The organism is Dethiothermospora halolimnae (assembly GCF_037577855.1).
GTDB lineage: Bacteria > Bacillota > Clostridia > Tissierellales > VENL01 > Dethiothermospora > Dethiothermospora halolimnae.
Genome location: NZ_JBAKFX010000020.1, coordinates 1 through 25,044, shown reverse-complemented (window position 1 = coordinate 25,044; position 25,044 = coordinate 1). Strand labels below are relative to the sequence as shown.

At 30.3% G+C, this 25,044-nt stretch carries 41 protein-coding genes; 39 read left to right on the top strand and 2 right to left on the bottom strand.

The window, feature by feature from the left end; all coding sequences use genetic code 11:
• Window position 1: 1 nt before the first annotated feature.
• From V6137_RS09800 to V6137_RS09745, 12 genes are all read left to right on the top strand, one after another.
• Window positions 2-304 carry a phage head-tail connector protein gene (locus V6137_RS09800; protein WP_425447745.1) on the top strand — a complete coding sequence of 101 codons (303 nt, stop codon included), beginning with the start codon at window positions 2-4 and terminating at the stop codon, window positions 302-304.
• Window positions 301-915, top strand: a complete 615-nt coding sequence (locus V6137_RS09795; RefSeq protein ID WP_425447744.1) for a phage virion morphogenesis protein — start codon at window positions 301-303, stop codon at window positions 913-915. Before V6137_RS09800 ends, V6137_RS09795 begins: the two co-directional genes overlap by 4 nt.
• Window positions 915-1,271, top strand: a complete 357-nt coding sequence (locus tag V6137_RS09790) for a hypothetical protein (protein WP_425447743.1) — start codon at window positions 915-917, stop codon at window positions 1,269-1,271. Before V6137_RS09795 ends, V6137_RS09790 begins: the two co-directional genes overlap by 1 nt.
• Complete coding sequence (locus tag V6137_RS09785) at window positions 1,264-1,761, top strand: phage neck terminator protein (RefSeq protein WP_425447742.1); 498 nt, start codon at window positions 1,264-1,266, stop codon at window positions 1,759-1,761. Before V6137_RS09790 ends, V6137_RS09785 begins: the two co-directional genes overlap by 8 nt.
• 4 nt (window positions 1,762-1,765) lie before the next feature.
• Window positions 1,766-2,785, top strand: coding sequence for a DUF3383 family protein (locus V6137_RS09780; protein WP_425447741.1), 1,020 nt, complete (start codon window positions 1,766-1,768; stop codon window positions 2,783-2,785).
• Between the two features lie 3 nt (window positions 2,786-2,788).
• Entirely contained in the window at window positions 2,789-3,190 is a 402-nt protein-coding gene (locus tag V6137_RS09775) for a phage structural protein (protein ID WP_425447740.1), read from the top strand.
• Window positions 3,191-3,243: 53 nt separating this feature from the next.
• Window positions 3,244-3,492, top strand: a complete 249-nt coding sequence (locus V6137_RS09770) for a hypothetical protein (RefSeq protein WP_425447739.1) — start codon at window positions 3,244-3,246, stop codon at window positions 3,490-3,492.
• 165 nt (window positions 3,493-3,657) lie between these two features.
• The gene (locus tag V6137_RS09765) at window positions 3,658-4,257 is read left to right on the top strand and encodes a hypothetical protein (protein WP_425447738.1); all 600 of its coding nucleotides are present in this window, start codon (window positions 3,658-3,660) and stop codon (window positions 4,255-4,257) included.
• 146 nt (window positions 4,258-4,403) lie between these two features.
• Window positions 4,404-5,510, top strand: a complete 1,107-nt coding sequence (locus V6137_RS09760; protein ID WP_425447737.1) for a GIY-YIG nuclease family protein — start codon at window positions 4,404-4,406, stop codon at window positions 5,508-5,510.
• Between the two features lie 294 nt (window positions 5,511-5,804).
• Window positions 5,805-7,259, top strand: coding sequence for a tape measure protein (locus V6137_RS09755; protein WP_425447736.1), 1,455 nt, complete (start codon window positions 5,805-5,807; stop codon window positions 7,257-7,259).
• Window positions 7,260-7,317: 58 nt separating this feature from the next.
• On the top strand, window positions 7,318-7,665 hold the full coding sequence (locus tag V6137_RS09750) for an FxLYD domain-containing protein (protein WP_425447735.1): 348 nt from the start codon (window positions 7,318-7,320) through the stop codon (window positions 7,663-7,665).
• A gap of 16 nt (window positions 7,666-7,681) precedes the next feature.
• Window positions 7,682-8,296, top strand: a complete 615-nt coding sequence (locus V6137_RS09745; protein WP_425447734.1) for a hypothetical protein — start codon at window positions 7,682-7,684, stop codon at window positions 8,294-8,296.
• Between the two features lie 18 nt (window positions 8,297-8,314).
• Here V6137_RS09745 and V6137_RS09740 read toward each other — a convergent pair whose 3' ends face one another.
• Complete coding sequence (locus V6137_RS09740) at window positions 8,315-8,665, bottom strand: helix-turn-helix domain-containing protein (RefSeq protein WP_425447733.1); 351 nt, start codon at window positions 8,663-8,665, stop codon at window positions 8,315-8,317.
• Window positions 8,666-8,811: 146 nt separating this feature from the next.
• Between V6137_RS09740 and V6137_RS09735 the strand changes: the two genes are divergently transcribed.
• From V6137_RS09735 to V6137_RS09640, 20 genes are all read left to right on the top strand, one after another.
• A complete protein-coding gene (locus V6137_RS09735) occupies window positions 8,812-9,012 on the top strand; it encodes a helix-turn-helix domain-containing protein (RefSeq protein WP_425447732.1) in 201 nt (66 codons plus the stop codon).
• Window positions 9,013-9,146: 134 nt separating this feature from the next.
• The gene (locus V6137_RS09730; RefSeq protein WP_425447731.1) at window positions 9,147-10,064 is read left to right on the top strand and encodes an ORF6N domain-containing protein; all 918 of its coding nucleotides are present in this window, start codon (window positions 9,147-9,149) and stop codon (window positions 10,062-10,064) included.
• The gene (locus V6137_RS09725; RefSeq protein ID WP_425447730.1) at window positions 10,061-10,192 is read left to right on the top strand and encodes a hypothetical protein; all 132 of its coding nucleotides are present in this window, start codon (window positions 10,061-10,063) and stop codon (window positions 10,190-10,192) included. The genes V6137_RS09730 and V6137_RS09725 overlap by 4 nt, the downstream gene beginning before the upstream one ends.
• 97 nt (window positions 10,193-10,289) lie before the next feature.
• Window positions 10,290-10,892 carry a phage baseplate protein gene (locus V6137_RS09720; protein WP_425447729.1) on the top strand — a complete coding sequence of 201 codons (603 nt, stop codon included), beginning with the start codon at window positions 10,290-10,292 and terminating at the stop codon, window positions 10,890-10,892.
• 5 nt (window positions 10,893-10,897) lie between these two features.
• Window positions 10,898-11,218 carry a phage baseplate plug family protein gene (locus V6137_RS09715; RefSeq protein WP_425447728.1) on the top strand — a complete coding sequence of 107 codons (321 nt, stop codon included), beginning with the start codon at window positions 10,898-10,900 and terminating at the stop codon, window positions 11,216-11,218.
• Window positions 11,215-11,994 carry a phage protein gene (locus V6137_RS09710; protein WP_425447727.1) on the top strand — a complete coding sequence of 260 codons (780 nt, stop codon included), beginning with the start codon at window positions 11,215-11,217 and terminating at the stop codon, window positions 11,992-11,994. Before V6137_RS09715 ends, V6137_RS09710 begins: the two co-directional genes overlap by 4 nt.
• A gap of 11 nt (window positions 11,995-12,005) precedes the next feature.
• The gene (locus V6137_RS09705; RefSeq protein WP_425447726.1) at window positions 12,006-12,662 is read left to right on the top strand and encodes a Gp138 family membrane-puncturing spike protein; all 657 of its coding nucleotides are present in this window, start codon (window positions 12,006-12,008) and stop codon (window positions 12,660-12,662) included.
• Window positions 12,659-13,021, top strand: coding sequence for a contractile injection system sheath initiator (locus tag V6137_RS09700; protein WP_425447725.1), 363 nt, complete (start codon window positions 12,659-12,661; stop codon window positions 13,019-13,021). Before V6137_RS09705 ends, V6137_RS09700 begins: the two co-directional genes overlap by 4 nt.
• A complete protein-coding gene (locus V6137_RS09695) occupies window positions 13,014-14,198 on the top strand; it encodes a baseplate J/gp47 family protein (protein ID WP_425447724.1) in 1,185 nt (394 codons plus the stop codon). The genes V6137_RS09700 and V6137_RS09695 overlap by 8 nt, the downstream gene beginning before the upstream one ends.
• Window positions 14,195-14,902, top strand: coding sequence for a hypothetical protein (locus V6137_RS09690; protein WP_425447723.1), 708 nt, complete (start codon window positions 14,195-14,197; stop codon window positions 14,900-14,902). The genes V6137_RS09695 and V6137_RS09690 overlap by 4 nt, the downstream gene beginning before the upstream one ends.
• A gap of 8 nt (window positions 14,903-14,910) precedes the next feature.
• Window positions 14,911-15,198 carry a hypothetical protein gene (locus V6137_RS09685; RefSeq protein WP_425447722.1) on the top strand — a complete coding sequence of 96 codons (288 nt, stop codon included), beginning with the start codon at window positions 14,911-14,913 and terminating at the stop codon, window positions 15,196-15,198.
• Between the two features lies 1 nt (window position 15,199).
• On the top strand, window positions 15,200-16,321 hold the full coding sequence (locus tag V6137_RS09680) for a hypothetical protein (RefSeq protein WP_425447721.1): 1,122 nt from the start codon (window positions 15,200-15,202) through the stop codon (window positions 16,319-16,321).
• 15 nt (window positions 16,322-16,336) lie between these two features.
• Complete coding sequence (locus V6137_RS09675) at window positions 16,337-16,678, top strand: hypothetical protein (protein ID WP_425447720.1); 342 nt, start codon at window positions 16,337-16,339, stop codon at window positions 16,676-16,678.
• Window positions 16,678-16,839 (top strand): hypothetical protein, encoded by a 162-nt coding sequence (locus V6137_RS09670; protein ID WP_425447719.1) that lies wholly within the window; start codon window positions 16,678-16,680, stop codon window positions 16,837-16,839. The genes V6137_RS09675 and V6137_RS09670 overlap by 1 nt, the downstream gene beginning before the upstream one ends.
• Before the next feature lie 94 nt (window positions 16,840-16,933).
• Window positions 16,934-17,158, top strand: a complete 225-nt coding sequence (locus V6137_RS09665) for a hemolysin XhlA family protein (protein WP_425447718.1) — start codon at window positions 16,934-16,936, stop codon at window positions 17,156-17,158.
• 18 nt (window positions 17,159-17,176) lie between these two features.
• A complete protein-coding gene (locus tag V6137_RS09660) occupies window positions 17,177-17,500 on the top strand; it encodes a hypothetical protein (protein ID WP_425447717.1) in 324 nt (107 codons plus the stop codon).
• Between the two features lie 10 nt (window positions 17,501-17,510).
• Complete coding sequence (locus V6137_RS09655; protein ID WP_425447716.1) at window positions 17,511-18,179, top strand: M23 family metallopeptidase; 669 nt, start codon at window positions 17,511-17,513, stop codon at window positions 18,177-18,179.
• 20 nt (window positions 18,180-18,199) lie between these two features.
• Window positions 18,200-18,490, top strand: coding sequence for a phage holin, LLH family (locus V6137_RS09650; RefSeq protein ID WP_425447715.1), 291 nt, complete (start codon window positions 18,200-18,202; stop codon window positions 18,488-18,490).
• Between the two features lie 61 nt (window positions 18,491-18,551).
• The gene (locus V6137_RS09645) at window positions 18,552-18,797 is read left to right on the top strand and encodes a DUF5659 domain-containing protein (RefSeq protein WP_425447714.1); all 246 of its coding nucleotides are present in this window, start codon (window positions 18,552-18,554) and stop codon (window positions 18,795-18,797) included.
• A 73-nt stretch (window positions 18,798-18,870) separates the two neighbouring features.
• Window positions 18,871-19,626, top strand: coding sequence for a DNA adenine methylase (locus tag V6137_RS09640; protein ID WP_425447713.1), 756 nt, complete (start codon window positions 18,871-18,873; stop codon window positions 19,624-19,626).
• 258 nt (window positions 19,627-19,884) lie between these two features.
• Here the strand turns inward: V6137_RS09640 and V6137_RS09635 are convergent, their stop codons facing one another.
• Entirely contained in the window at window positions 19,885-20,484 is a 600-nt protein-coding gene (locus V6137_RS09635; RefSeq protein WP_425447712.1) for a hypothetical protein, read from the bottom strand.
• Between the two features lie 179 nt (window positions 20,485-20,663).
• On the opposite strand from V6137_RS09635, the gene V6137_RS09630 reads away from it, so the two are divergent.
• The 7 genes from V6137_RS09630 (at window position 20,664) to V6137_RS09600 (ending at window position 24,792) form a co-directional block, all read left to right on the top strand.
• On the top strand, window positions 20,664-21,098 hold the full coding sequence (locus tag V6137_RS09630) for a hypothetical protein (RefSeq protein ID WP_425447711.1): 435 nt from the start codon (window positions 20,664-20,666) through the stop codon (window positions 21,096-21,098).
• A gap of 13 nt (window positions 21,099-21,111) precedes the next feature.
• Window positions 21,112-21,348, top strand: coding sequence for a hypothetical protein (locus V6137_RS09625; protein WP_425447710.1), 237 nt, complete (start codon window positions 21,112-21,114; stop codon window positions 21,346-21,348).
• Window positions 21,349-21,880: 532 nt separating this feature from the next.
• Entirely contained in the window at window positions 21,881-22,750 is an 870-nt protein-coding gene (locus V6137_RS09620; RefSeq protein WP_425447709.1) for a ParA family protein, read from the top strand.
• Entirely contained in the window at window positions 22,734-23,129 is a 396-nt protein-coding gene (locus V6137_RS09615) for a hypothetical protein (protein WP_425447708.1), read from the top strand. Before V6137_RS09620 ends, V6137_RS09615 begins: the two co-directional genes overlap by 17 nt.
• Window positions 23,130-23,132: 3 nt before the next feature.
• Entirely contained in the window at window positions 23,133-23,834 is a 702-nt protein-coding gene (locus V6137_RS09610) for a hypothetical protein (RefSeq protein WP_425447707.1), read from the top strand.
• 244 nt (window positions 23,835-24,078) lie between these two features.
• The gene (locus tag V6137_RS09605) at window positions 24,079-24,507 is read left to right on the top strand and encodes a hypothetical protein (protein ID WP_425447706.1); all 429 of its coding nucleotides are present in this window, start codon (window positions 24,079-24,081) and stop codon (window positions 24,505-24,507) included.
• Window positions 24,508-24,621: 114 nt separating this feature from the next.
• Complete coding sequence (locus tag V6137_RS09600) at window positions 24,622-24,792, top strand: hypothetical protein (protein ID WP_425447705.1); 171 nt, start codon at window positions 24,622-24,624, stop codon at window positions 24,790-24,792.
• Window positions 24,793-25,044 lie beyond the last annotated feature (252 nt).

The following is a 25,044-nucleotide window of genomic DNA, read 5'->3' as shown; positions in this document are numbered from 1 at the left end:
TATGACAGTAAATGAAGTAAAAACATTATTAAGGATAAAAGATGATAGTTTAGATACATACATTGAAATCACATTACCTCTGATTAAAGAATTGGTCCTCAAATACACTAATCAAACTGAAATAAAAGAAGGTATGAAGTTAGCTATAGCCAAATGGATTGACAGTATGAAAGAGGATAATAGAGTTCAATCTGAAAGCTTGTCAGATATGTCTATAAGTTATTTTGACCTTAACAACAGTAATGGTATGCCATCAGAGGTTAAAGCTATTCTAAAGCCATATAGGAGAGTGAAATTTATATGAGAGTTAATATAGAAGATGAGAATAATATTCCAAGGCTATTAGAAGCCTTAGAAGAATTATCTAGGAAATCTATTCAAATAGGAATATTTGGAGAAGACGATAGTCAAATACTCATGATAGCTAGAGTTAATGAATTTGGAGCACATATAGAACCTAAAAGTGCTAAATATTTAACTATACCATTAAACAAAAAAGCTAGAGAAAAGAGTCCAAGGGATTTTAGTGACTTATTTCCTATTAAAGCAAACGGAGGTTTGTATTTAGTTAAAAAGAAAGGGAAGAAAAATCTAGAATTTTATTATTGGTTAGCTGAAAGTGTAGACATACCTGAAAGGTCATTCATTCGTGGAGGATATGATGAGTATAGAAATAAAATAGAGCGAAAAGGTGAAATATTACTAAAAAAAGTTTTAAGTTTTAAAATAACAGTAGACAAATTTTTTGAAACTTTAGGAGAATATATAGTAGGTAGAATAGTAAAATACATGACAGATTTAAAGGCCCCTCCAAAATCGAGTGTCACACTATCTACAGATAAAAGAAAAACTAATCCATTAATCAAAACTGGAAGACTTAAAAGTAGTATAACTTACAAGGTGGTGGAGATATAATGTTTAATTTTAAAGGCTTAATTGACAAATATTCATCACCTTTAATTATATATGAGGGGACAGATGGTTACAGAGATTGGGATAATGGAGGGGTATGGGTAGAAGGCGGAAAGAGGCCAGTCGAAGTACAAGGTGCCATAGTTCCACTAAATACCGAGGACTTAAAGTTTGATGATGGGGGAACTTATACCACAGATGATAGGAAGTTATACATCCATAGAAACTTAGATATAGGTGAGGAAGTAAAGGATGCAATAGATGGTAAGACATATCAAGTTCACAGAGAAAAAGACTATAGTAGATTTGCAAATGGATTGAATATTTATTTCTTAAAAAGAGCTGATAACAATGATTAATATAAAGGATATAAGAAACTTTATAGTAAAAGAACTTGTTAATCATATAGGTAAACCCGTAATACCCTCTAACAATATAGGAAAGAAACCACCATACCCATATATCCTTTACAAGTTTACAACACCTTATAATAGCCAAAACAACAGTATAGAAATAGATGAAACCATTCCGAGTTTAGGGACAAAGTTTAAATATGACATAAAAACCACTAGGATAGAACAACCAAGTATAACCATATCTTTTACAGCAGTTAGCAAGGATGAAATGGAGTCAATAGATTTGGCCATGCAACTAAAGGATTGGTTTAGGCTTAAAGGTTATTATCTACTAAAGAGAAATAATCTCATAGTTAAGTCTATAGAGGCTTTCGGTAACAGAGATAGCTTAATAGTAGGTGATTATGAAAGGAAAGTTGGATTTGATGTAATCCTTAGGACAGTTGATGAAACAAGCATAATAGTAGAAACTATTGAACAGTTAGGAGAGTGATTAAATGAGTTATATTAAAGATGTTGTTGTTAATATATCGAGGGAAACACAAGCATTAACCCAGAAAGGTTTTGGACTACCTCTTATATTAGCAACTAATGTAGATCATGAATATAAAGAGTACTTAGATTTACAAAGTGTATCTGATGATTTCAAAGAAGATACGGAAGCCTACAAAATGGCCAATAGAATATTTGCACAAACTCCAAGACCAGAGAAGATAGCAATATATGGAGTAGCTTATGATAGCACAGCAGGAGACCCTAAAATTCTAACTGCTGCACTTAATGATTTAGCAGAAAAGAATAATGATTGGTATTTCCTTTTATGCGAAGAAAAAGAAGATACTGAAATAACAGCTTTATCTGGTTGGATAGATGCACAGAAGAAGTTATATTTTGCTGATACTGATAATTTAAGTTTAGCAGCAACATTAGAAAGTGAAAGGACTATAATATGTGTTCATACTAAACCAGAAGAATATATGGCTTGTGGTTGGGTTGGAAAATGTGGTCCTAAGGACCCTGGTTCTCTTACATGGAAATTTAAAAATATTAATGGAGTAACCGAGGCTGATTTAGGGGTTACAGAAATAACTCAATTACACAAAGATGGTGGAAATACTTATGTTAGAAAGTTAGGTATGTTACAGACCAGTGAAGGTAAGGTATCATCTGGTGAATATATAGATGTTATGAGAAGTCAAGATTTTATAGAGGCTAGAATGACAGAGGAAGTATCTAGACTTCTTTATACCAAAGATAAAATACCTTACAGTAACAAAGGTATATCTATGGTAGTGGATGCCATGACAACTGTATTAAAGCAAGCCACAGAACAGGGTATAATCCTTACAGATGAAAATGATAGAGGAGTATATTCTATAAATGTACCAACTAGAGGTACTATTCCAATTAATGATGTGGCTAATAGAAAATTAAATGGTGTAGAATGGTGTGCAACCTTAGCAGGTGCAATACATGAAATAACTATAAATGGTGTTCTTACTTACGAGGAGGTGTAGAATATGAGAAGTTATGACCCAAAGGATGTAAATGTTATTGTAGGTGGAGTTGCTCTTACTGGATTTGCAGAAGGTAGCTTTGTATCTGTAGAGAGAATGGAAGATACCTTCACAGAGTATGTTGGAGCTCAAGGGGATGTCGCTATGAGTGAAACATCAAATGAAACTGGAGAAATTACAGTTACTTTAGAGTCTACAAGCCCATCTGTAGCATATCTTAATGATTTAGCTACTAGAAAAGGGAAAAATGCTATTATTCCAGCTAGTGTCGTGGATTTAAATGATAATAAAGTCACAGCAGGAGGTACAGAGTGTAGAGTAAGGAAACCAGCTACCTATGAGGCATCAAATGAGATAACTGAAAGAGAGTTTGTAATATTTGTTAGTAAATTAGAATTTAACTAAAGAGCATCCGAAAGGGTGCTTTTTCTATACTAAAAATTAGGAGGAATGTGAAAATGAAAAAAGGTAAAGTAGAAGTTAATGGAAAGGAATATGAATTGCAGTCGTTACCATATAAAAAGTATTTAGAGTTATTGGACCAGTGTAACAACAAATACGGAGTGTTACAACAAGCTGCATATGCAGAGAAACTATATAAGTATTGTGTAATAAATCCTAAAGTAACAAGTTCAGACTTTGACGAAGATTTTAAGGCAGGGTTACAGTTAGTCGAGGAAATCGAACGATTTCTCGGAATGCAATAAAAGCGAGTCTTATTTTAAAAGAAAGGCTAAGGAAAATATATGGCTTTGGGAATTAGTATTTGTAGGTGGAATGGCATACAAAGAAGTATGTAAAATGACAGAAGAAGAAATCCTTGAAGCTAGAGAAGGACTCAAATTATGTAAGCCTAAAAAGAAGGTGAAATAATGGCTGATTTAAGAAATTTAACATTCGGAGTAAATTTTGACATAAATGATAGAGGGCTTAGAAGGACTAATGACTCTGTAGATAGAATGAGCAGTAACTTCCGTGATGGCTCTACAGCTGCCGAGAGGTTTTCAAACAGAATAGGTGGAGCCAACTCTGTAATGAATAGATTTGGGAGGACTACGAATAATGTTACAAACAGAAGTTTAGGTACATTTGGAAATACATTAAGCAGAGTTACTAAGATAGCAGCAGGATATCTAGGGATTAGAGCAGTAGCAGGAGGAATAAAATCAGTTGGAAGTGCTGGGCTTGAAGGTGCTGCTGATTTAGAACAATATAGAAATACTTTAAACAGAGTTATGGGTTCACAAGAAGAGGCAGCGAAAACATTCCAGTGGGCCATTAAATTTGCAAATAAAACTCCTTTTAGCACTGAAAGCATTGTAGAAGCTAGTGTAAAGTTAGAAAGTTATGGTATGTCAGCTAAGAAGAATATAGGAATTATAGGTGACATGTCCAGTGTGATGGGAAAATCCATAGACCAAGGGGTAGAAGCTATTGCCGACGCTCAAAATATTTTAGCGATAGCTTCATAACTTTGTCGAAATAGGGTATAATATATATGTAGGATAGTTATGGATTAGCTACCCATAATGACAAGAAGGAAATCCGAGTCTTCTTCCTACATTAATAAAAACTTAATACTCGGATAAAAGAAAGCACTATCGGAGGTGTACTTGTTATGGCTAAAAAACTTAGCTTAGAAGAAGTTAAGGAACTTGCTATTTCCAAAGGTTACAAGCCATTGTTCAAGGATTACAAAAATAACAAGCAAAAGCTATTACTGGAAACTAAAGAAGGTTATAAAGTTTTAGGATGCTATGATAAAATGGCCCATAGAAACGCTAAGCCTAGTGCTTTTGGAAATGGAAATCCATATACTATAGAAAATATTAAGTTGTGGCTAAAAAGAAACAATAAACCTTTTAAATTAATATCAACAGAATATAAAAATAATAGTGAAAAATTAACCTTGTCTTGTCCGATACATGGAGAGTTTAGAATGTCATGGACAGTAGTTCAAAGGGGTTCTAATTGCCCAAAATGTGCTATTGGAAAATTGAAAAAAGATAGAAAGTTAAAAATTGAAGATGTCAAATCAGAGTTTATAAAAAGAGGTTTTAAGCCTTTGTTTGATAAATATAACAACAATAAAGAAGTATTAAAATATAAGGATCGAAAAGGTTATAAGTATCAGACTTCAGTTTGTAATTTAAGATATGGAAAAGAACAGCATAAATTTTCGCCAAATAACCCTTACTCTTATGAGAATATATTGTTATGGTTTTCGAAAAACCAACCCAATTATAAATTTACATCAAAAGAATTTATAGGCACTCATGAAAAATATAATTTTGAATGTCATAAAGGGCATAGATTTAATATGACACTAAAAGATTTTATTCATGGCGAGCAAAGATGTCCTATATGTGCTAGAAAATTAAAACATGGAGATGGTGGGTATAATACCACTAAGGCTGAAAGAAATAAGAAAGAGTGGCTTAAATTAAAAGTAAAAGTATATATAATTGAGTGCTGGAACTACGAAGAGCATTTTTATAAAATAGGTATAACTAGAAATTTACTAAAAAAAAGATTTAGTGGGGAAATAATGCCTTATGATTATAAAATATTAGACACTGTAAATACAAACTTATATGATGCTATTTACTTGGAAAAGGAGTTACATGAAAAGAATAGAAAATTCCAGTATAAACCTAAAATTTGGTTCAGAGGTCACACAGAATGTTTTTCAAAATTATACAACAAAGAATTAGAAGTACCCTAGGTGATTAGGGTGCTTTTTTAATATCTAATTCTCCTAACGATTTGGGCGTCGTTAAATCGGGCAAAATCGGTGAAGGCTGAAATGCTAATACCGAGGTAACTGTTTAGATATCGAAAGGCTAAACAGCACCGTAACGCATAGAAGGTGAATAAATATAATCCTTCCAAGAGTGTCCGACACTGGTATTATGTAGTGATATATAATACTAAAAATATATGCTGACCTTATGCGAATATAAAGTATAAGAACATAGGGATAAAAAGCCTTATGGGTAACATATAGCAAATGGGAGAAATGGAAAGATTAAAAGAATTTGGTATTAAAAAACAAAATATAGTAGAATGGGCCAACAAAAACATGGCTAAGGCTCAAATAGTTAATAATAAAGGACAAATAACTAACCAAGAAAAATTCAATAAAGCCTTATTGGGACTTATGAAGGATAGATTTGCCGGTGGAATGGAAATGCAAGCAAACTCATTCAAAGGGGTTATGTCCACTGTAAAAGGTGTATTTAGTAACTCTTTAGCTAGAATGATGGGAATATCAGCCACTGGAGAAGTTCGAGTCGGTAGCATGTTCGATACTATAAAAGGGAAAGTTAAAGGATTATCTAAAACATTAATAAAATGGTCCGAAAATGGAACTATCCAAAGATGGGGAGATATAGCAACTAATGTATTTAATCGAGTAGCTGGATTTATAGAAAATCCTGTAGTGCCAGTTATGAAAGACTTTGGAGGATTTGTAGCCTTTGAGTTAGTACCTAGACTGGCCAGTATAGGCTCTACTGTTACCGACATAGTTATAACTGCATTTGGTGGAATGGGAGATGAATCGACTGGGTTAAAAACAACTTTAGGCGATTTAGTGACTGGTGGATTGGATTTAGTAAATAATGGACTAAATTGGGTAGTAGATCATAAAGATACAGTTGTAGGTGCATTAAAAGGATTAGGTAAAGCTTATTTGGGTTATCGTGCTATATTGTTCGCAGTATCTATAATGCAAGGAATACAGACTGCTGCACAATGGGCATCTGTTATCGCAAGCGGAGCTCATACATTAGCTATAGTAGGTCTATATACGGCTGATTTTATTTTAGCAGGAGCAACCAAAGTAGCAACTGCTGCAACGTGGTTATTTAATACTGCACTAACTGCCAATCCAATAGGATTAGTAGTAACTTTGGTAGCAGGGTTGGTACTTGGCTTGGTTGCACTTTACAAGAAAAGTGATACTGCTAGAAATGCCATGCAATCATTTTTCGGAGGAATGAAAGCAGGGGCAAAAAGTGCTATAAACTTCATACTTAGTGGAATAAATAAATTGATAAGTGGCTTAAATAAAATAAACATTAAATTTCCTAAGTGGCTACCTAAAGTCGGTGGTAAAGAATTTGGAATAAATATACCTCAAATACCTATGTTGGCTAAAGGTACTAATTTCTTCGGTGGAGGTCAAGCTATAGTTGGAGAGAGAGGCCCCGAACTTGTAACAATGCCTAGAGGGGCTAAGGTTCTACCGAACAAACAAACTAAATCTAAATTAACAGAAAGTATATCTAGTGAAGAATATAGAGAGGATGTAAATTTTGCTCCAACTATAAATATAAAAGTAGAAGGAGTAAGTGAGAATAGTAGTATAGAAGAAACTATAAAAAATGTTATAGATGGAGAATTGACTCCAATACTAGAAAACTACTTCAATAGACTAAGAAAGAAAAGACCAGCTCTAACAGAAAGATAAAATCTTCATGTAATTCTTTCTATAATTTGGTATAATATATTATTAAGGAGGGGATTACATGAAGAAATTATTAATATTATTACTTACAGTTTCGTTGCTATTAGGAATAGTAGGGTGTTCGTCTGACCCCGAAGAAAACATAACTTTTGACAAGGTTACAATTAAACAAGATAAAGGAATGACTAAAGCTTTAGGAGAAGTAACAAATGACAACAGTAAAGATTATTCTTTTTTCTACACAATAACTTTATATGATAAAGATGAAAACATATTAGGCACATTAACTGGAAGTGAACCAAAATTAAAAGAGGGAGAAACTAAAACATTTGAAACATCGACAAATGAAACTTTCCCCAAATATGAAAGCTATAAAATACAAATAGACACCATAGTAAAAGCATATTAGGTTTTGGGGTGACAGGATGAATATTCTAAAGAAAATAATATCTAATAAAAGAAGAGAGATAAAATTTAGAGATAAAGAAATTAACTATAAAGTTAGTCTAAGTTATAAAGGATTGACAAAGAACTACCACTTTGAAGATGAAATTAAAAAATTCATTTTAAAATCTATAGGGAATAAGAAATATAACAGTATGAATAAGAAATATCCTCAAAACTCTAATGAAGATATAGTTATAGAGATATTAAATAATAAAAGCAAAAAATTTATTAAATGTGATGATGGTGAGGCTTATAGAAAAAATAAATTCGATAGCTATCTATTCTTAAAAACAATAGAAAGATATTATAAATCGATTGAGGAATTACTTGAATTAAACTATTATAAAATTGCTAAAAAACATAAACTAAATGAAATTTTATTCGATGGAGATGATGATGAGGAAATTGAATACTTATTTGAAGATGAAGTTCAAGATATAGAGAGTTTGAGGTTAGAATTAGGGTTAAATTTAGAGAAAGTAAAAAATATCTTTTTGAGAGTAAGTAATAGAATTAATAAATTTAAACTAGAGTTAAGCCCTAATGATGCTTGGGAAATATTGATTAAAGAAATTGAAAAATATAAAGAATAGACCACTTGTTTAAGTGGTCTATTCTTTTGTAATTATATTTATAATTTTTTTTATATCATTTGGTGATAAACCTTTGTCTTTAAACTCTTTTAGCACAGTTACATATTCAACACCTAGATCTATTAACTCCTTTGGTAATTTTTGACCTTCTAATTTAACTAAGTTAGGGTCATCTGTTCTGCCTAAGAGAAAATCTATGGAAACATTAAAATAATCGGCTATTTTTTCTAAGGTTTTAAAATCAGGTTCTCTTCTATTAGTTTCATATGCTGATATAGATTGATGGGAGATGTTTAAAATATCAGCAAGTTGCTTTTGATTTAGACCAGCATTACTTCTTAAGCATTTTAGCATGAAACCAAAATTCATACAATCACCACCTTTTTATATTATCTATATTTTTATTATATTTTATCATTTTTCTTGTAAAAGTAGAATAAAGTGTTGACATTCTACATAATGTATTTTATAATAAGAGTATATTCTACTAAATGTAGAATAAAGGGGGTGATTATATGGATTTTGATGTAGATAAAATTAAAATAGAAAGAGCAAAACAGTGTTTAACGCTAAAACAGTTAGCTAAAAAGTCAAAATTGAATAGGGATACATTGAGTAGAATTGAAAATAATAGAACAAATCCTAGATTGATTACTATTGCGAAGATAGCGAAAGCTCTAGGAAAGGAACTGGAACATTTTCAAAAAACAAAATGAGCCCTTTACTACCATCGCCAAATGTTTAGTAAAAGGCTCAATCAAAGTTGGATTTTATAAAAAACCTATATATGCATTATATCCAACTTTGGTGAGATTAGTCAACTAATTAAAAACTAAAGGAGGAACTTATTATGAACAAAGAATTAAAGTTATTAGGAAGAACAAAAGTATGCGGAGAAGAAATACCTAAGATAGCTGGTGGTTTCGGAGATAAAAAGAAATGCATGTTAGCTAGCACAATTGCAAAACTACATAATAAGAAAGTAAAAGCAGTCAATGAAGATATAAGAAATAATATTCAATACTTTAGAACTGGAATAGATATAATAGATTTAAGGCATACATCTTTTGCTTACGATTTAGTCGAAAGCGGATTCATGACTCAAAATGCTTTAAATGCTACTAAAAATTTATGGTTATTATCGGAACGAGGATATGCTAAAGTAATTAAGGTATTTGATGACGAATTATCGTGGAGGAAATATGATAAAATACTAGATGAATATTTTGAAGTTAAGGAAGAAGTAGAGAAAACTGGAGCATACATAACAGACAAGGCAGACCCCGAAATGTTAAGAAATAAAGCTGATGAAATAGAAAAATTAAAGATAGCAAGTGATAGTGCTAAGTTTATGAGTGGACTATTAGAAGAAGCAGGAATGGACAGTAAGATTAAGTTATTAACTGCTAAGAAATTTTATCAAACAGCAGGGATTGATTTACCTATAGAAATAGAGGAAGAAACTAAATTTTATGATACAAAGCAAATAGCCAAAGAATTAAAGATAGAAACTAAAAGTGGTAAACCTGCATACCATGCAGTAAGCCAAATAGTTAAAATGTTAGACTTATCAGAGGCTGAACAACAGGCAGTATGGGAAAGTAATGGTTCGTGGCAAGGTACAGTTGTCAAATATAGAGAAAATGTAATAGGGAAGGTTAAAGAATGGTTAGAAGAAAATAGTTATCCATCTAAAATAAGCTACACCACTAAAAATGGTAAAGAAAAGAATTACCATGTAGTATATAGTGAGGTGGATGTAGCATGAAAATGTTAAAAGAACAGATAGTAGATTTATTAAAAGAAAAAAATGTCACTTTTGATGATAGAAACGTTATAATTGATAATTTGAAAGCATTAGACAAAAAACAAGATATGAAAATAGTATCTGAATAAACATTAACCCCCTAACTTTAGGGGGTTTTATAATACAAGATAAGGTGGTGGGCATATGCTGGTGTTAAGGTAAGAATAAAAAGAAAGAGGTGATAAAATGCCAAAAGCAACGTTAGGAGATATAGAGTTTTCCGTTGTTAGTAAGGAAAATAAAAATTTAAAAGTAAATGCAACAGAAAAACCAGTTGAAAAAGGACAGGATATATCCGACCATGTTAAAAAGAAACCTACTATCTTAACTCTAGATGGAATTATTGTAGGGGAAAATGCACAAATCAACATGGAGCAACTGGAAAAATACCAACAAGAAGGAGAAGTCCTTACCTATGTAGGTAGAAACATACTAGATAATGTTGTAATAGAAAGTTTCACAGAGATTACAGATAGCAGTATAGCTAATGGATTTAAGTTTAACATGACAATAAAACAGATAAGGATAGCAGAGAGCCAAACAGTAGAAATACAACAGCCAGTGGTGAAAAGACAAACTAAGCCAGTAACCAATAAAGGTAGACAGCAACCTACAGAAACTACTGGAATAGATTATATAGAGGCTGAAACAGATTTCATTGAAAGGTTAAAAAGCAATAATGACCCTGTTCCTTTCCTTACACCAGAGCAGAAGGCAGTTAAAAATATTAAAGAAGGAAATTACATTGATGTAAGTGCTATAGATATTTATAAAAGTATAAGTGGGTGATTAATATGAAATACATTGATATAGATAAAGAATCAATCCCATATAAATTTGATATGCAATTGAAGAATGAAACATATACCTTTGAAGTTTTTTATAACTCCATAGGAGATTACTTTACAATGGATCTATATAAAAATGAGAAACCTATAGTCTTAGGAGAAAAAGTTATATATGGTAGGCCTTTATTCTCTACTTATCAAGCATTAGATATACCTAAGGTACTTGTATATCCTTATGACTTTTCAGAAGGTGAGAAAAGTGTAGGGTATGATAACTTTAACGATAGAGTATTCTTATATTTAGTAGATACGGAGTTGTTGATATGAAACTATGGAAACAGAAGGTTGAACTAATAGCTGCAGGACAAAGTTTTTCTAATAATGATTTTGAAATAGACTTTAAAGTTGACTTTGATACCGACCCCGAACCCAATGTATCTGAAATTAAAATATATAACCTTTCAAATTCCACTATAAGCAATATTAAAAAAGAAGGCAATGTAATACTCAATGCAGGATATAAAGGTGATATAGGTACTATTCTATTAGGTACAATAGAAGAAATAAAGGGCAAGTGGAATGGTGTTGATAAAGAAACTAAATTAATGGTAGGGGAAGGGTCAAAACAGTGGTATAAAACCTATATAGAAAAGTCATATATGCCAGGTATAACAAGTCAAGCAGTTATAAATGATTTGGCCAATACTTTTGGATTAGAGCTAGGAGATTTACAATTAGAAAACAATGTAACTTACTCTAGAGGGATAACAGTATCTGGAATGTTACAAAATGCTTTAAGGCAAGTTGTAAAAGACACAGGAAGTAAGTTCTATATATCCAATGGAAAGATATACATTAGACCTAAGAAAAAAGGTACATTTACAGGGTTTCTATTAAATAGTGATACTGGACTTGTAGATACACCACAGAAGATAGAACAGGAAGGTAAGGAAGGCTATAAGGTTAAAATGCTATTAAACCATAAAATAAATGTGGATAGCATACTCCAAATAGAGAGTAGAACAGCGAATGGTAACTTTAGAGTAGTTAAAGGAACACATAAAGGAGACTTTATAACAGAAGTAGAGGTGGTCCCACTATAGGAGGTGATAGATTGAGTAATGCAATAAATTTTTTAGATGAAATGATGGAAGAAAGATTATCAGATGTCCATACTTGTATGTTGGCCAAGATAGAGGAATATGACCCAGTAACAATGAAAGCTAAAGTACAACCACTGTTTAAAAGGAAATATAAGAACCAAGACCCAAAGGAATTACAGCCTATATCGGAAGTTCCAGTTATGCATTTAAAAGCAGGAAACTTTATTATTAGACCACCATATCAAAAGAATGATGTGGTTCTTTTAGTTTTTGGGGAAAGGGCAATTGATAATACTATGTTAACTGGAGATAAAGAGGACCCACAACATACTCGAAAACATTCTATTTCAGATGCTATTGTAATTGGTGGTATAATGCCATTTAATAAAACACTTCCAAGTGAACATGGTGAAGATTTACTTATATCTAAAAGTGACCTATCCTCTAAAGTGGTAATAAAAAAGAACAATGATATTATTATACACACTGATGGGAAAGTAAAACTAGGGGATGAAGGAGCATTTGAAGGAGTGCCTAAAGGATTAACATTAAAGGAATGGCTAGACAATCACACACATCCTATTAGCTGGACTGACCCTGCAGGAAGTGGCACAAGTGGGAAACCTAGTCCTAGTCCTAACCCAAGTGAGAAGGTGAAAACAGTATGAAAACATTTAAAATTAAAGATAATGACCTATCCTTTGATGGAAGTAATAACATAGAAATAGTTGAAGGTAAAGATGAAGAAGTACAAAGTGTAGAAAGAGTTCTAACTACCAACACTGGAGAATGGTTTTTAAATGAGTTACATGGATTAGCCTATAAGTGGCTCCAAAGAAAGCAATATAACGGATACAGAATAAGAACAGAAGTGGCTAAAGCCATTTTACAAGAGGATAGGGTTAAGGAAATTAAGGAGTTAATAGTTGATATAGATAGACCTAGAAGAAAATTAAAAATAGACTTTGAAGTACTAATGAAATCAGGAAACACCTTAACTAGAAATGAGGTGATAGATATTGGCTAAATTTGGAGTAACTGAAAAAGGATTTAAGAGAAAGCAGTATGCAAATATAATTTCTGATATGGAAACAAATGCAAAACAGTTATTTGGGGATAATATAAACCTTAGCCCAAGAAGCCCATTAGGACTATTTTTAAAAGTCGTTGCATGGGAATTAAGTCAATCATGGCAGGTCGCAGAAGATACTTACCATTCGGGATTTGTTGATACATCAGAAAATAATAGTCTAGATGGTACAGTAAAATATGCTGCAGTTAACAGGAAAAGAGCAAATCCTGCAACAGTAGAACAACAGAAGTTCATTGGAGAGGTTGGGACAAAGATACCATTAGGATTTAAAGTTGCTAGGAAGGATGGATTTACCTACCAAACTACAGAAGTAGGAGAAATAGACGATACAGGAGAGGTTATAATACCACTTATAGCAACTACAGAAGGGCAAGCAGGAAACACACCAACTGGAACGATTACAGAAGTCGTTAATCCTATATCTGGACTAAGTTCTACCACTAACCTTACTGATGCAGAGAATGGAACAAATAGAGAAGAAGATTATGAACTAAGAGATAGATATTATAGATCTTTAGCACAAGGTGGAAGTTCTACAGCGGAGTCTATACAAGCTGAATTACTTGATATAACAGATGTTATTGATGTAATAGTAGAAGAAAATGATACAACAGTTGAAATTAATGGAATACCACCAAAGAGTGTAGCACCATTTGTATTTGGTGGAGTTGATGAAGAAATAGCAAAGGCAATATTAAGAGTAAAAGCAGGAGGTATTCAGTCGTATGGAGATATAGTGATACCAACAGATGATAGTAGAGGGGTTACACATCAAATAGGTTTTACAAGACCAACAGAGATTGGTGTATACGTTAATGTAAGCCTTGTAACAGATAACGACTTCCCTGTAGATGGAGATGAGGAAGTTAGAACAGAAATAATTAAATACATTGGTGGAGTTGATAAAGATAACACTAATTATAATGGCTTAGGACTAGGATATGACGTCATATGGTCCAAGATAATAGCAAAGATACAAGGCAATATAGATGGTATAGAAGATTTAACAGTTGAGTTATCAACAGATAATACTAATTTCAATCAATCTAATGTATCTATAGACACTAGAGAGGTGGCAACTACCGATTATAACAAGGTTGTGGTATCGTGATTTTAGAAAAAATGTTAAATAGGCTTACGGACAACTATAGAAAAGATAAAGACAGTAATATATATAAGTTATTTGCTATAATTGCTCCTGAAATAGAGGAATTAAATCAAGCCATAAAAGACATAAAAACAGTTAAAGATGTAGATACAGCAACAGGTTATCACTTAGATAGAATAGGTAGTAATGTTAAAGAGTATCGAGGTAACAAGAATGATGATAAGTATAGACAGTTTATAAAGACTAAGATAAAAGCTAATTTATCTAAAGGTGATATAGAAACACTAAATGAAGTTGCAGAGGTTGTAATTGGGGATAACTTCATATCTTTAACAGAGTTATGGAATAATCCTCTTTATGATAATGAACAGGCGGCATTGTTACTTAACTTCGAACCTAACAATCTTACTATTCCATTTGAATTAGAAAGAGTTGCTGCAGGTGGAGTTAGATTATATTCCCAGGCTCAACAAATGCTAATTGATGTAGGAATAAGTGAAACATTTAGAACTAGTGACATTTTAAGCCCTATTTGTGGAACATTTAACTGTGGTAGTAGACCACTTTATAAAGGTTATCTGACATCATTTGAACAGTACAATCCTTTTGATGATGTAGGAATAGAAGAAGGTTATATGTTTGTAGATGTAAAACATAAAATAGTTGGTACATTCAAAGTTAAGCAAAAAAGCTTGTACAAGAGGTAGGTGATTAGATGTTAACAACAGATGGAAAAAATGAAATTGCCAAAGCCATAGACAGTATAATTGACAATATTCAATATGAGCAGGATGGAGTAGTTAAGTCAAAAAAAGTTTCAACAGTAGTCCAAGGTGAAAAAATAAATATTACAATAACATTAGATGATACAGAGAACGGAGAGTTTAAAAATTTCAAGATACTTTCCAGTGATGGAGTTATAATTTCGGAAAGAAACAACATATTCACTAAAACACAAGGTACTTTGGCAGTTTATTTTGAGTTTAATATAAAGGAGGTATAAGATGGGTTTTAAAACTAATTTTTTAGATGATATAGTCCAATATCCCAATCGTTATGTAGTAACTGATAATGGAGATGGAACTAAAACAATAACTCCATCCCCAGGAATAGTTACACAAGCAGGAACAGCTATAACATCTACTAGAATGAATGCGATACAAAATGAAGTAGTTTTCTATATAGAAGATACTAGGACAGTGGAAAATGAATATATAGCAGAATTAGAAGGCTTAGACAATTATTATAAAGGCTTAAAAATAGCTTGTAAGTTTAATTCTACTAATGCTGGACCATGTACTATAAACATTAATTCTCTAGGTGCTAAAGCGATAAAAAAGGATGTAAGCACAGATTTAGAAAGTGGTAATATTAAAGCTAATCAAATTGGAGTTATGATATATGATGGAACAAATTTTCAATTAGTAAGTGGTAAGAGCATATCTGCTAGTAATTTAAGTTATGATAATTCGATTAGTGGCTTGGATGCTATAAATGTTCAAGATGCGATAGATGAACTTTTTACAAATGTCAGTGATGGAAAAAATTTAATCGCTACCGCCATTACTGACGTAGATGACAGTTTAAATCCAAGTGGTAGTGATACATTTAGTCAATTAGCAGGGAGCATAAGAAATATTAGTACAGGGAAGAAACATTTTAGAACTACAATGTCAAAAAAACAGTTAATTAATTATGTATATGTAGGAGATTACACCAACCTTTCGGGTTATAAATATGAAAATTATAATATACGTTTTTCATTCCCAGGAATCGACTTTATTCCTAATTTTCTAATAATAGAAGGAATGAAAAATAACACTGACCATAATATTATTGTACTGAAAAAAAGTTATCCTTACACTGGCAGTAGCAGTTACTATATAGATGCAATATTACCAACATTAGATTTTTGTTTAACTACAACTGTCGAGGATACCGATAAAAGTATTAATGGTAGAAGTAGTTTTGGAGAGGTTTATTGGGGGAATAACTTTGTAGAAATACGTGGTAAAGGAGTAGATAGTTATCTAGGGTTAATATCAGTGTATCAACCTTCTGGCAAAACAAGAACTCCAACACCATATGTGGGCGATACTATTGTTACAATTGATGCATATGAATAAAAGGAGATGATTTTTGTGGAATATGGCATTAGGTTAATTTATGATAAAAACACAGGAAAAATATTAAATGGAACTTTTAGTGAAATGGAAGGCAACGTTAAAGAAGGGTTAAGACCAAATAAAATTGATTACTTGGATTTACCTTTTGGTTATAACGATAATAATTTTAAACAAGCTCAAAAGTATCGTGTAGATATTACTAAAAATAAAAATACAACAGAACTAAAAAACTTAATAATAATAGATGAATTTATGCAATATCAAGAGACAGAAAAAGAAAAGTTAAGAAAAGAAAATCAAGAATTAGAAAATCAGTTGCTACTACAAGAAGACGAAAAAATAGGAGGTATTTTATAATGAATGTTAATCCAATTATTGTTAGAATTTTAGCAGAAAGAATTATCAATAAAGGGCTAAATCCAAAGACGGGAGAAATTTTAGTTCTAGACGACGTAAAAAATGAAGAGTACAGGAAAGCAGTAGAAGATTATATTTTGGAACATAGTGATGTAATCTAACCAAGGCTTTAACGTAGCACCTTAGAAGGGTGTATTTTTTATGCCCTTCTTTATTTATTGGAGGGATACAGTGAATAGCTACTGGAGGTGACATATGGAGAGTAAAGTGCTAAATGAATTATTAGAAAGAGTAGTTAGAATTGAAACTAAAATAGACGGATACAACAACTTGAGGGAAAAATTAGATAAAACAAGTAGTACTGCAAATAACAATAAAGAAGATATAAAAGAAATTAAAGATACTAATAAGTGGTTGTTTAGAACCTTTATAGGTGCTATAATTGCAAGTTTTATAGCATCTTTTTTAATGTGGAAGTAATCGAATAGGAGTGATAATGTGGAAGAACTTAAAAATATTAGTGAGGAGCAACTACTTAAGGAACTTGAAAGAAGAAAGAATAAACCAAAACCAAAGAAAAAAGCAGAGTTTTCTAAAAAGATATTCTTCGGTATAAGCATTGGTATGGTAACACTTATTCTTTTTACAATGTTTATGGTCTATAAAACCCAAAACTTAAATCCTCTAAGTTACATTCTTACAGGAGCCTTTGGTGCTTTCACCACTGCAATTGGATTTTATTATCACAAGGCTAGGAAAGAAAATGAAATTAAAATTTCTAGAGGAGTTAATCTAGACAATGATTATATAGATATGATGTAGGAGGTGGAACATGTTATTTCCCGTTAGAAAAGAAGATTTAAATAAATGCCGATATACTTCTCCATATGGTCCAAGGTGGGGAAGGTTACATGCCGGTGCAGATATAGGTATGCCGGTAGGTACACCACTAATAGCTTTGGACAATGGAAAAGTTATATATTCCAAATTAAACGGTGGTGGAGTTACTAAAGGATATGGCTATTATATAGTCGTACAATATGATAATGGTTTATATTCTTTATATGGACATTTAAAAGAGCTATCTAAGTATAGAGTAGGGGATAGGGTTAATAAGGGTCAAATAATAGCTTATAGTGGAAATACAGGTAATACTACTGGACCCCATGTCCATGTGGAGATACACGAAAATGAATTTATGTTTAGAAGTCAAGTTGCAAGAAAGGGATATGATAGTGCAGTGGATCCAGTGAAATATTATCCAAGACTTAAAGGCTATCTTGATAAAAATTTAAGTACTTTAGTTATCTCTGAAAAGGAGGATGATATTGTGGAGTTTCAACATGGATGGCAAAAAGAATTATTAATCAAAACTATAAAGAATTTAAAAAGTAAAGGTGTATTAAATAATGCTGATATGTGGCTAGATAAAGCTAAGAATAACACTTTAACAAATGCAGAGTTAAGTTTGTTAGCTTTAGTCATGGCAGATAGAGACTAAAAATTAGGAGGTAATTGTTTATGGATAGTAAATTATTTATGGAAATAGCTTTAGGTGTTATTACGATATTGGGAGCTATATTCACTTGTGTATTAGTACCTTACTTAAAAGAAAAGAGGGCTTACAAGTGGGTTGTAAAAGCGGTATATGCAGCTGAACAAATTTTCAAAGGTAGTGGTTTAGGAGAAAAGAAAAAAGAATATGTTTTAGAGTTCTTGGAGGATAAAGGTATAAAGATAAATGAAGATCAACTAGATATTCTTATAGAAGCAGCAGTTGGCAAATTAAACTTATCTAAAGTAGAAGGCTAGGAGATTATCTTAGTTTTTTCTGATTTATAACATCAATACTTAGACACAGGAGATGATAGCAATGAATTTAGAAGTAATCACAGATAAAGATTTAATAGTATTTTTAGTAGCAAAAGGATTTAAGATTAAAAGAGTAAGAAAAGATAGAAGAGGAAATAGAAGTCTACTATATTTTGAAAAGAGTAGGCAATTAGAAAAGGCTATATTAGATTTTGTTAACAAGACAGAAATGATCAATATTAATGAGTATCAAGCAGCAGAGAGAAGGGTGAAAACTCTTCTTTCTATGCAAAAGACTAATAGATAGGCATATGATAAACTACTTTCAACTGCAGCTATCATCTTTCAACTAATTAAAAATTGTTGAAGGAGTGATAGTTATGATGAAACCACCTATTAGTAGGATGGGCGGAAAATCTAAATTAAGAAAACAAATTATTGAGTTAATACCGGAGCATACTTGTTATTGTGAACCTTTTTTCGGTGCTGGGTGGGTATACTTTGGAAAGAATCCATCTAAAGTTGAAGCCATAAATGATATAGATGGAGAATTAGTCAACCTATTTAAAATGATTAAGTATCATGCTGAAGAGGTCCAAAGGTTACTTAAGTATGAAGTTTGTTCTAGAGAAGTTTTTGTCCAATATAAAAATATAGATATATCACAAATGACTGATGTCCAAAGAGCAGTGAGATTTATATATTTATTATCTCAAAGTTTTGCAAGTAAAGGAAACCATTTTGGAATCAAAGTCAAGGGGAAGCCATCACAAAAAATATTTACTACTGAGCATTTAGCAGAAGTTAAAAAAAGGCTAAGCAACACTTTTATAGAGAATTTAAGTTTTGAAAAAGTATTTGAGAAATATGATAGGCAGCATACATTTTTCTTCTGTGACCCTCCTTATTTTAAAACTGCTGGATATTCTAATCAGTTTGAAGAAAAGGATTATATAAAGTTAAGAGATGAATTAAGCAATATAAAAGGTAAGTTTTTATTAACTATAAATGACCATCCGCAAGTTAGAGAATGGTACAAAGATTTTAATATGATAGAAACAAAGGTAGGGTATTCGGTTAGTAAATCTAAAAAAGGCAGGAAAAAATATGGAGAATTGATGATAAAAAATTACTAGGGATTAATTTCCCTAGTCTTTTTTTATTTTTTGAAAAGTTATAGAAAAAAAGACTTTTAAAATCGATTATACAGCAGTGATTTCAAAGTCTTAGACCTATTAGTTGATGAAGAATAAAAACCTCTATATTCTTAAATATAAGCCTTACAAAGAAATAACGCAAAAAAGCAGCTTAAACTAGCATTTTAAACCTATCTAAGCTACTTTTTACGTTAAATTTGAAGTTAGCATAAGTTATTTTTAAAAATCATTATTTAACTAGTTAAAAAGAAAATTTTTAATACCGTTTACTGCTTTTTTAACCCCCTTACTTACATCAGGTTTATATTTATTATGTACATCCTCATATTTATCTACAAAACCTTTTTCTTTTGGTTTAGATCTTTCTAAAACCTCTCTAGTAGCTCTTTCTATATATCTATCGGCATTTGTTTTTGCTCTGCTATAATACCTATTTATAGCTTCAGTTGTTGTTCCATGAACAATATCTGTCGTAGCTGTAGCTATACCACCTACGATTACAGTAGGAGCAGCACCTTTGCTATTACGCACTTTTTTTAATGCTTCCTTAGTTCTTTTTACTTTATTGTTATTTAGAACATCTTTTACTATTTTCACATCTTTTGCAGCTGATAATACTTTTTTGCCAGTATATGCTTCTGCCGCAATTATACTACCACCTATAAAAGTAGCTGCTCTACGATGATTTTTAGAAAATCTATCCACTTCTTCTTTAGCTTCTTTAGTTCTTCTTTCAATGTCTCGTTTAGATTTTTTATTTAGTTCTTCAACTGCTTTTCTCATATCCACATTATTTGTACTTCCACTCTCGTATCTAGTAATTCTTTCAATACTCATATCCAAATCCTCCATATATTTATTTTTTTGGTTGAAATTTTACAACTCTTATTGTATTATATAGTGTATGGTTAAAAAAATCTACATTTTTTTCATTTTTCACCTTAATTTAGACTTTTACCACAATATATAAATTAAATTTAACAGTAAGTATTTTAAGCTTAATAAGGAGGATATTTATGAATTTATCAGTTTTAGATATAAAAATTATTAAAGAGTTTAGATATAATTCTTTTGAATCTTATGATGATGAATTAGTTTTTTATGATACTGATAGATATGTATTTTTTTTGTTTAATCAGAATATTAATTTTGATATAGGTGTGATATTTTTTAATCCAGATACAAATTATTATGATAATCAGATTTTAAATTCAGAAATACTAGAATCTGTGAAAAAAGAAACAGGTTTTTTTTCATATGCTTATCCCTTAACTTATCTTTTTGATAATTATAATAGTAAGTGGAATGTAATTATATATAGATGGCCATCTAAAGAAATAATTAAAAGTTTTGATATAGTTATAAAAAAAAATAAGTTATATTCTAAAAACAAAAAACTGTCTGATAAGACTCCTAACTCATCTTCAGTTTATATTGATAAATTTATTTAGAAAGGATGTTTTTATGGATTATATATATATATTTCTAACAAATATTGCTGCTATAATTTTACTTATTTTATTAGAAAAAATCAAAATATTAAATAAACATATGTTTCTGTACAATTCCTTAATTTTTATAACTATAGTAACATTATCTACAAGTATAGAGAGTAAAACTTTAAGAATAATAAATATTCCTATATTAATTATTGTTACTCTTATAACTGATCATTTTCTCAATAAACCTAAAAGAAAATAACAGCTGTAAACTACCATCGAGACAAGCAACGGAGGTTTTACGTATTAAAGATAAAAGAAGTAGGTATAGAAATACACCTGTTTTACAAATGAATTTGGAAGGTGCAATTTTAAAAGAATATAAAAACTTTAATTGTGCATCCAAAGGAACATCCATTAGCTTAAGTTCAATTAGTCAATGCTTAAACGGCAAAATTAAAACAGCTGGAGGGTTTAAGTGGAGTTATGAGAAAGAAGTCTAGATTATTTTCTAGGCTTTTTTTAATGCGTTAAAGTATTCTTTAATATAAACTATTTAAAATAATATTTATCAAGCAGAAAAGATTATTAAGATATGAATATAAAGAAATTAATTTTATAAATAAAATACAAGTTGAAACTTAAGGTTGGGATTTGAATCATAGTCTTTTTTAGTTTTAGAAGGAATTCGAGATAGTGTGTAGAATGTTAATATATAATCGTCGAAACTAAATAAATAAATGAATCATAAAATTTATTGTATTAAATATATATAGTGATAGGAGGACTTCAATATGAATAAAAATGTTATATCTTTTTTAAATATGAAGGGAGGAGTTGGAAAAACAACTTTATGTAAAGAAATGTCTTTTTTTCTATCTAGTGCAAGCAAAAAGAAAGTTCTAGTAATAGATATAGATCCTCAATCTAATTGTACTCAGTCCGTATTTGAAAAATATAATACAATTAAAATAGATAAAAATGGTATTATTAAAGAAAGACTAAATGTTCCATCTATTAATAACATATTCTCTACATCAAATGGTAATTTACAGAATGTAGATTTAGAAAGTGTTATATATAAACCTACAGAATATCTTCATATAATTCCTGGAGAACTTGATACTATATTCATGGAAAGAGAAACTGGGACAGGTTCTTCTGAACAGAAGTTAATAAACTTTATCGATGAATTTAAACTAAAGGAAATATACGACTATATTTTTATAGATTGTCCTCCAACATACTCTTTTTATACAGTATCAGCGTTACTGGCATCTGACTTTTATTTTGTGCCTTTAAAACCTGATGCTTATTCATTATTAGGTTTAGACTTATTGGAAAGAGTTGTATCAGATTTAAGGAAAAGCTATAGAACAAATTTTACTAATAAACCAATTAAAAACTTAGGTGTAGTTTTTACAATGCTTGGTGGATATGCTTTTAAAGGATATGAACGTAACAAAATTCAAATAGAAGAATCTTTCAAAGAAAATGATATATATTTTTTTAATAACATTTTTCCTAGATTTGATAAATTGTCTACAGGAAAATTAGAAACATTTATTCTAGACAGAGATGACAATGATTTAATTGGAAAATTAGAACTAATTTGTGACGAATTCGAAGAGAGGGTGAGACATTTAAATGAAGGAAAGAGCTAAAGTTAGAAACAAAATGAAAAAGCTACAAGAAATAGATAGTGTTGAATTAATAAGATATGAATTATATGCAATTATAACTACACTGTTACTATCAAAAAAAGAATTTAGTAAAAATAAAGATATTAAAATTTTTTTAGACTTATTAGAAATTGAATTTAAAGAATATGTTATGAGAAGTCGTACACTTATATTATCAAGGATGTTAAGAGAGGTTGAAAAAGCAGATGAAAAAACTTTGGAATTTTATAAAAATACATTAGGTGAGTTGTATCTTAAAGAAAATAAAAATGATTGTGAATCTTCAACAGATGATAATAAATCAGAGAAAAATAATTATATGAATCAAATATTAAAGAAATACTCACGGAATAGAGGGTAAAATATGATAAACAAAAAAGATGAATATAGAAATTTTGTTTCGAAGCATTTCCCTTATTCAGGATTAAATAATAGCGATTATGGAAGTATAATTTATTCTAGAGTATGTGAAAACAATTTAGTCACAGATATTTATAAAAAATACATTGAAAAACAAGAAAATGATACAAAAATTTATTGTAATATACGATTTTTAGAGGCTTATAAAATAGGAGTTAATAAAATATTGTTGTATGTTCCGTTAAATGACTATGCAAGCATTAATTTTTGTATGAGGAATATAATAGAAAACCTATTGAAGTTTATATATTCCATATATTTTAACTGCGACTTTACAACAATCAATAAATTAAGTTTTAGAAAAATTAAAGACAATTTTAAAGATTTAAAAACTACTAAATTTATAGATAAAGATATAATAGACCTATTCCTAAGTTATTATGGACATTTTTCTAACTCTATTCATGATAAACACAGTGTAACAGAAAAAAATTTAGTATTTTTAGAAGAAATTATTACTAAGAATAAAGTTGATTTAGAAAAATTAGATGAACAAATATTAAATATATTAAATAATTATCAAGTACTAATTTGTAACATTTTTAAGATCAGTAGAAAAAATTTATCTGTAGCTGAATCTTTAAGACTAAAAAATGCTTTAAGTAATAAACGTTTAGAAAAAGTAATGGGACATTTTTATGGATAATAGAAATAGTATATAATATTTTATATTAAATATTAATAATAGATTTTAATGCAATGTTACTAAAATGCAAGTTAGTGAAAGGCTATGGGTTAATAATCTTGAATCCATGGCTTTTTTTATTATTTAAATAAATATTTTATAAAAGAGGTTTTTAAGAAAAAATGTAGAATTTAAGATTTATATGGAATATGTGGTATATTTATTAAAGAGGTATTTATAAAAAGAGAAAAAGGGGGGGGATCTAATGATTTATTGTTTTCCAGATGAATGTAAACGAGAATACAATCTTAAAGATATAAAAAAGGGAATGACAAATGAAATTAAAGTAATTACATCAGACAGTGAAATGGAAATTCTAAATGTTGACAGTATTAAGTTTAGAAAACATTCAGATCATGAGCACGAATTTAGTTTTGTAGTGGATGGGAAATACTATTACAGATTTAGAAAAAAAGGAATAATAGAAATCAAAGAAAGTTTAATGACAATTTATATAGTGGATAATGAAAAAATGGAGAAAAAATATGAGGATAGCCTTAAGAGTGTAAAGAAGCAGTATTTAATTACAAAAATTATGGAAGAACTGCCTAAGCGGTTTACTAAAGAAGACTTAAAAAGAAAAACTATTAATCAACTGGAACAGATTATGCAAAAAGTAGAATCATTTAACTAGCGAGTTTATAAGAATAGGAAAAAATCCTATTCTTTTTTATTTTTTTGTCTAATTATGTTTAAAAATACTTGAAAATGTATTCCTAATGGACTACAATAATATTGGGAGGTGATAATGCTGAAAAAAGATGCAATAATACCTAGAACTAGAGTTTCACAAAAGACAAGAGATTTAGCAGAACAAAGAGCAGAAGAATTAGGATTAGGTTTATCAGAATATATTAGATTTTTAGTTCAAAAGGATATTGATGAATATTTAAAAATTAAAAATGATAACAAAAAATAAAAGGAAGCCGGTCACTTTGGCGAGGGACCCGACTTCCTATCAACTTAAACTACACCTAAGGGGCATAGCTCCCTTATATTATAACAGAAAAACTGTGCCCCTTACAACAGAAGGGGGAAATGTAACACGGGAATCGCATGAAGATTTATTCAAACCAAAACTTTCATCCGAAAATTTTTAAAAGCGACTAGCGTCGTATAAATATGAGATAAGATGTTAACTAATTTTGAAAAGAAGTATAATGTCTAACCT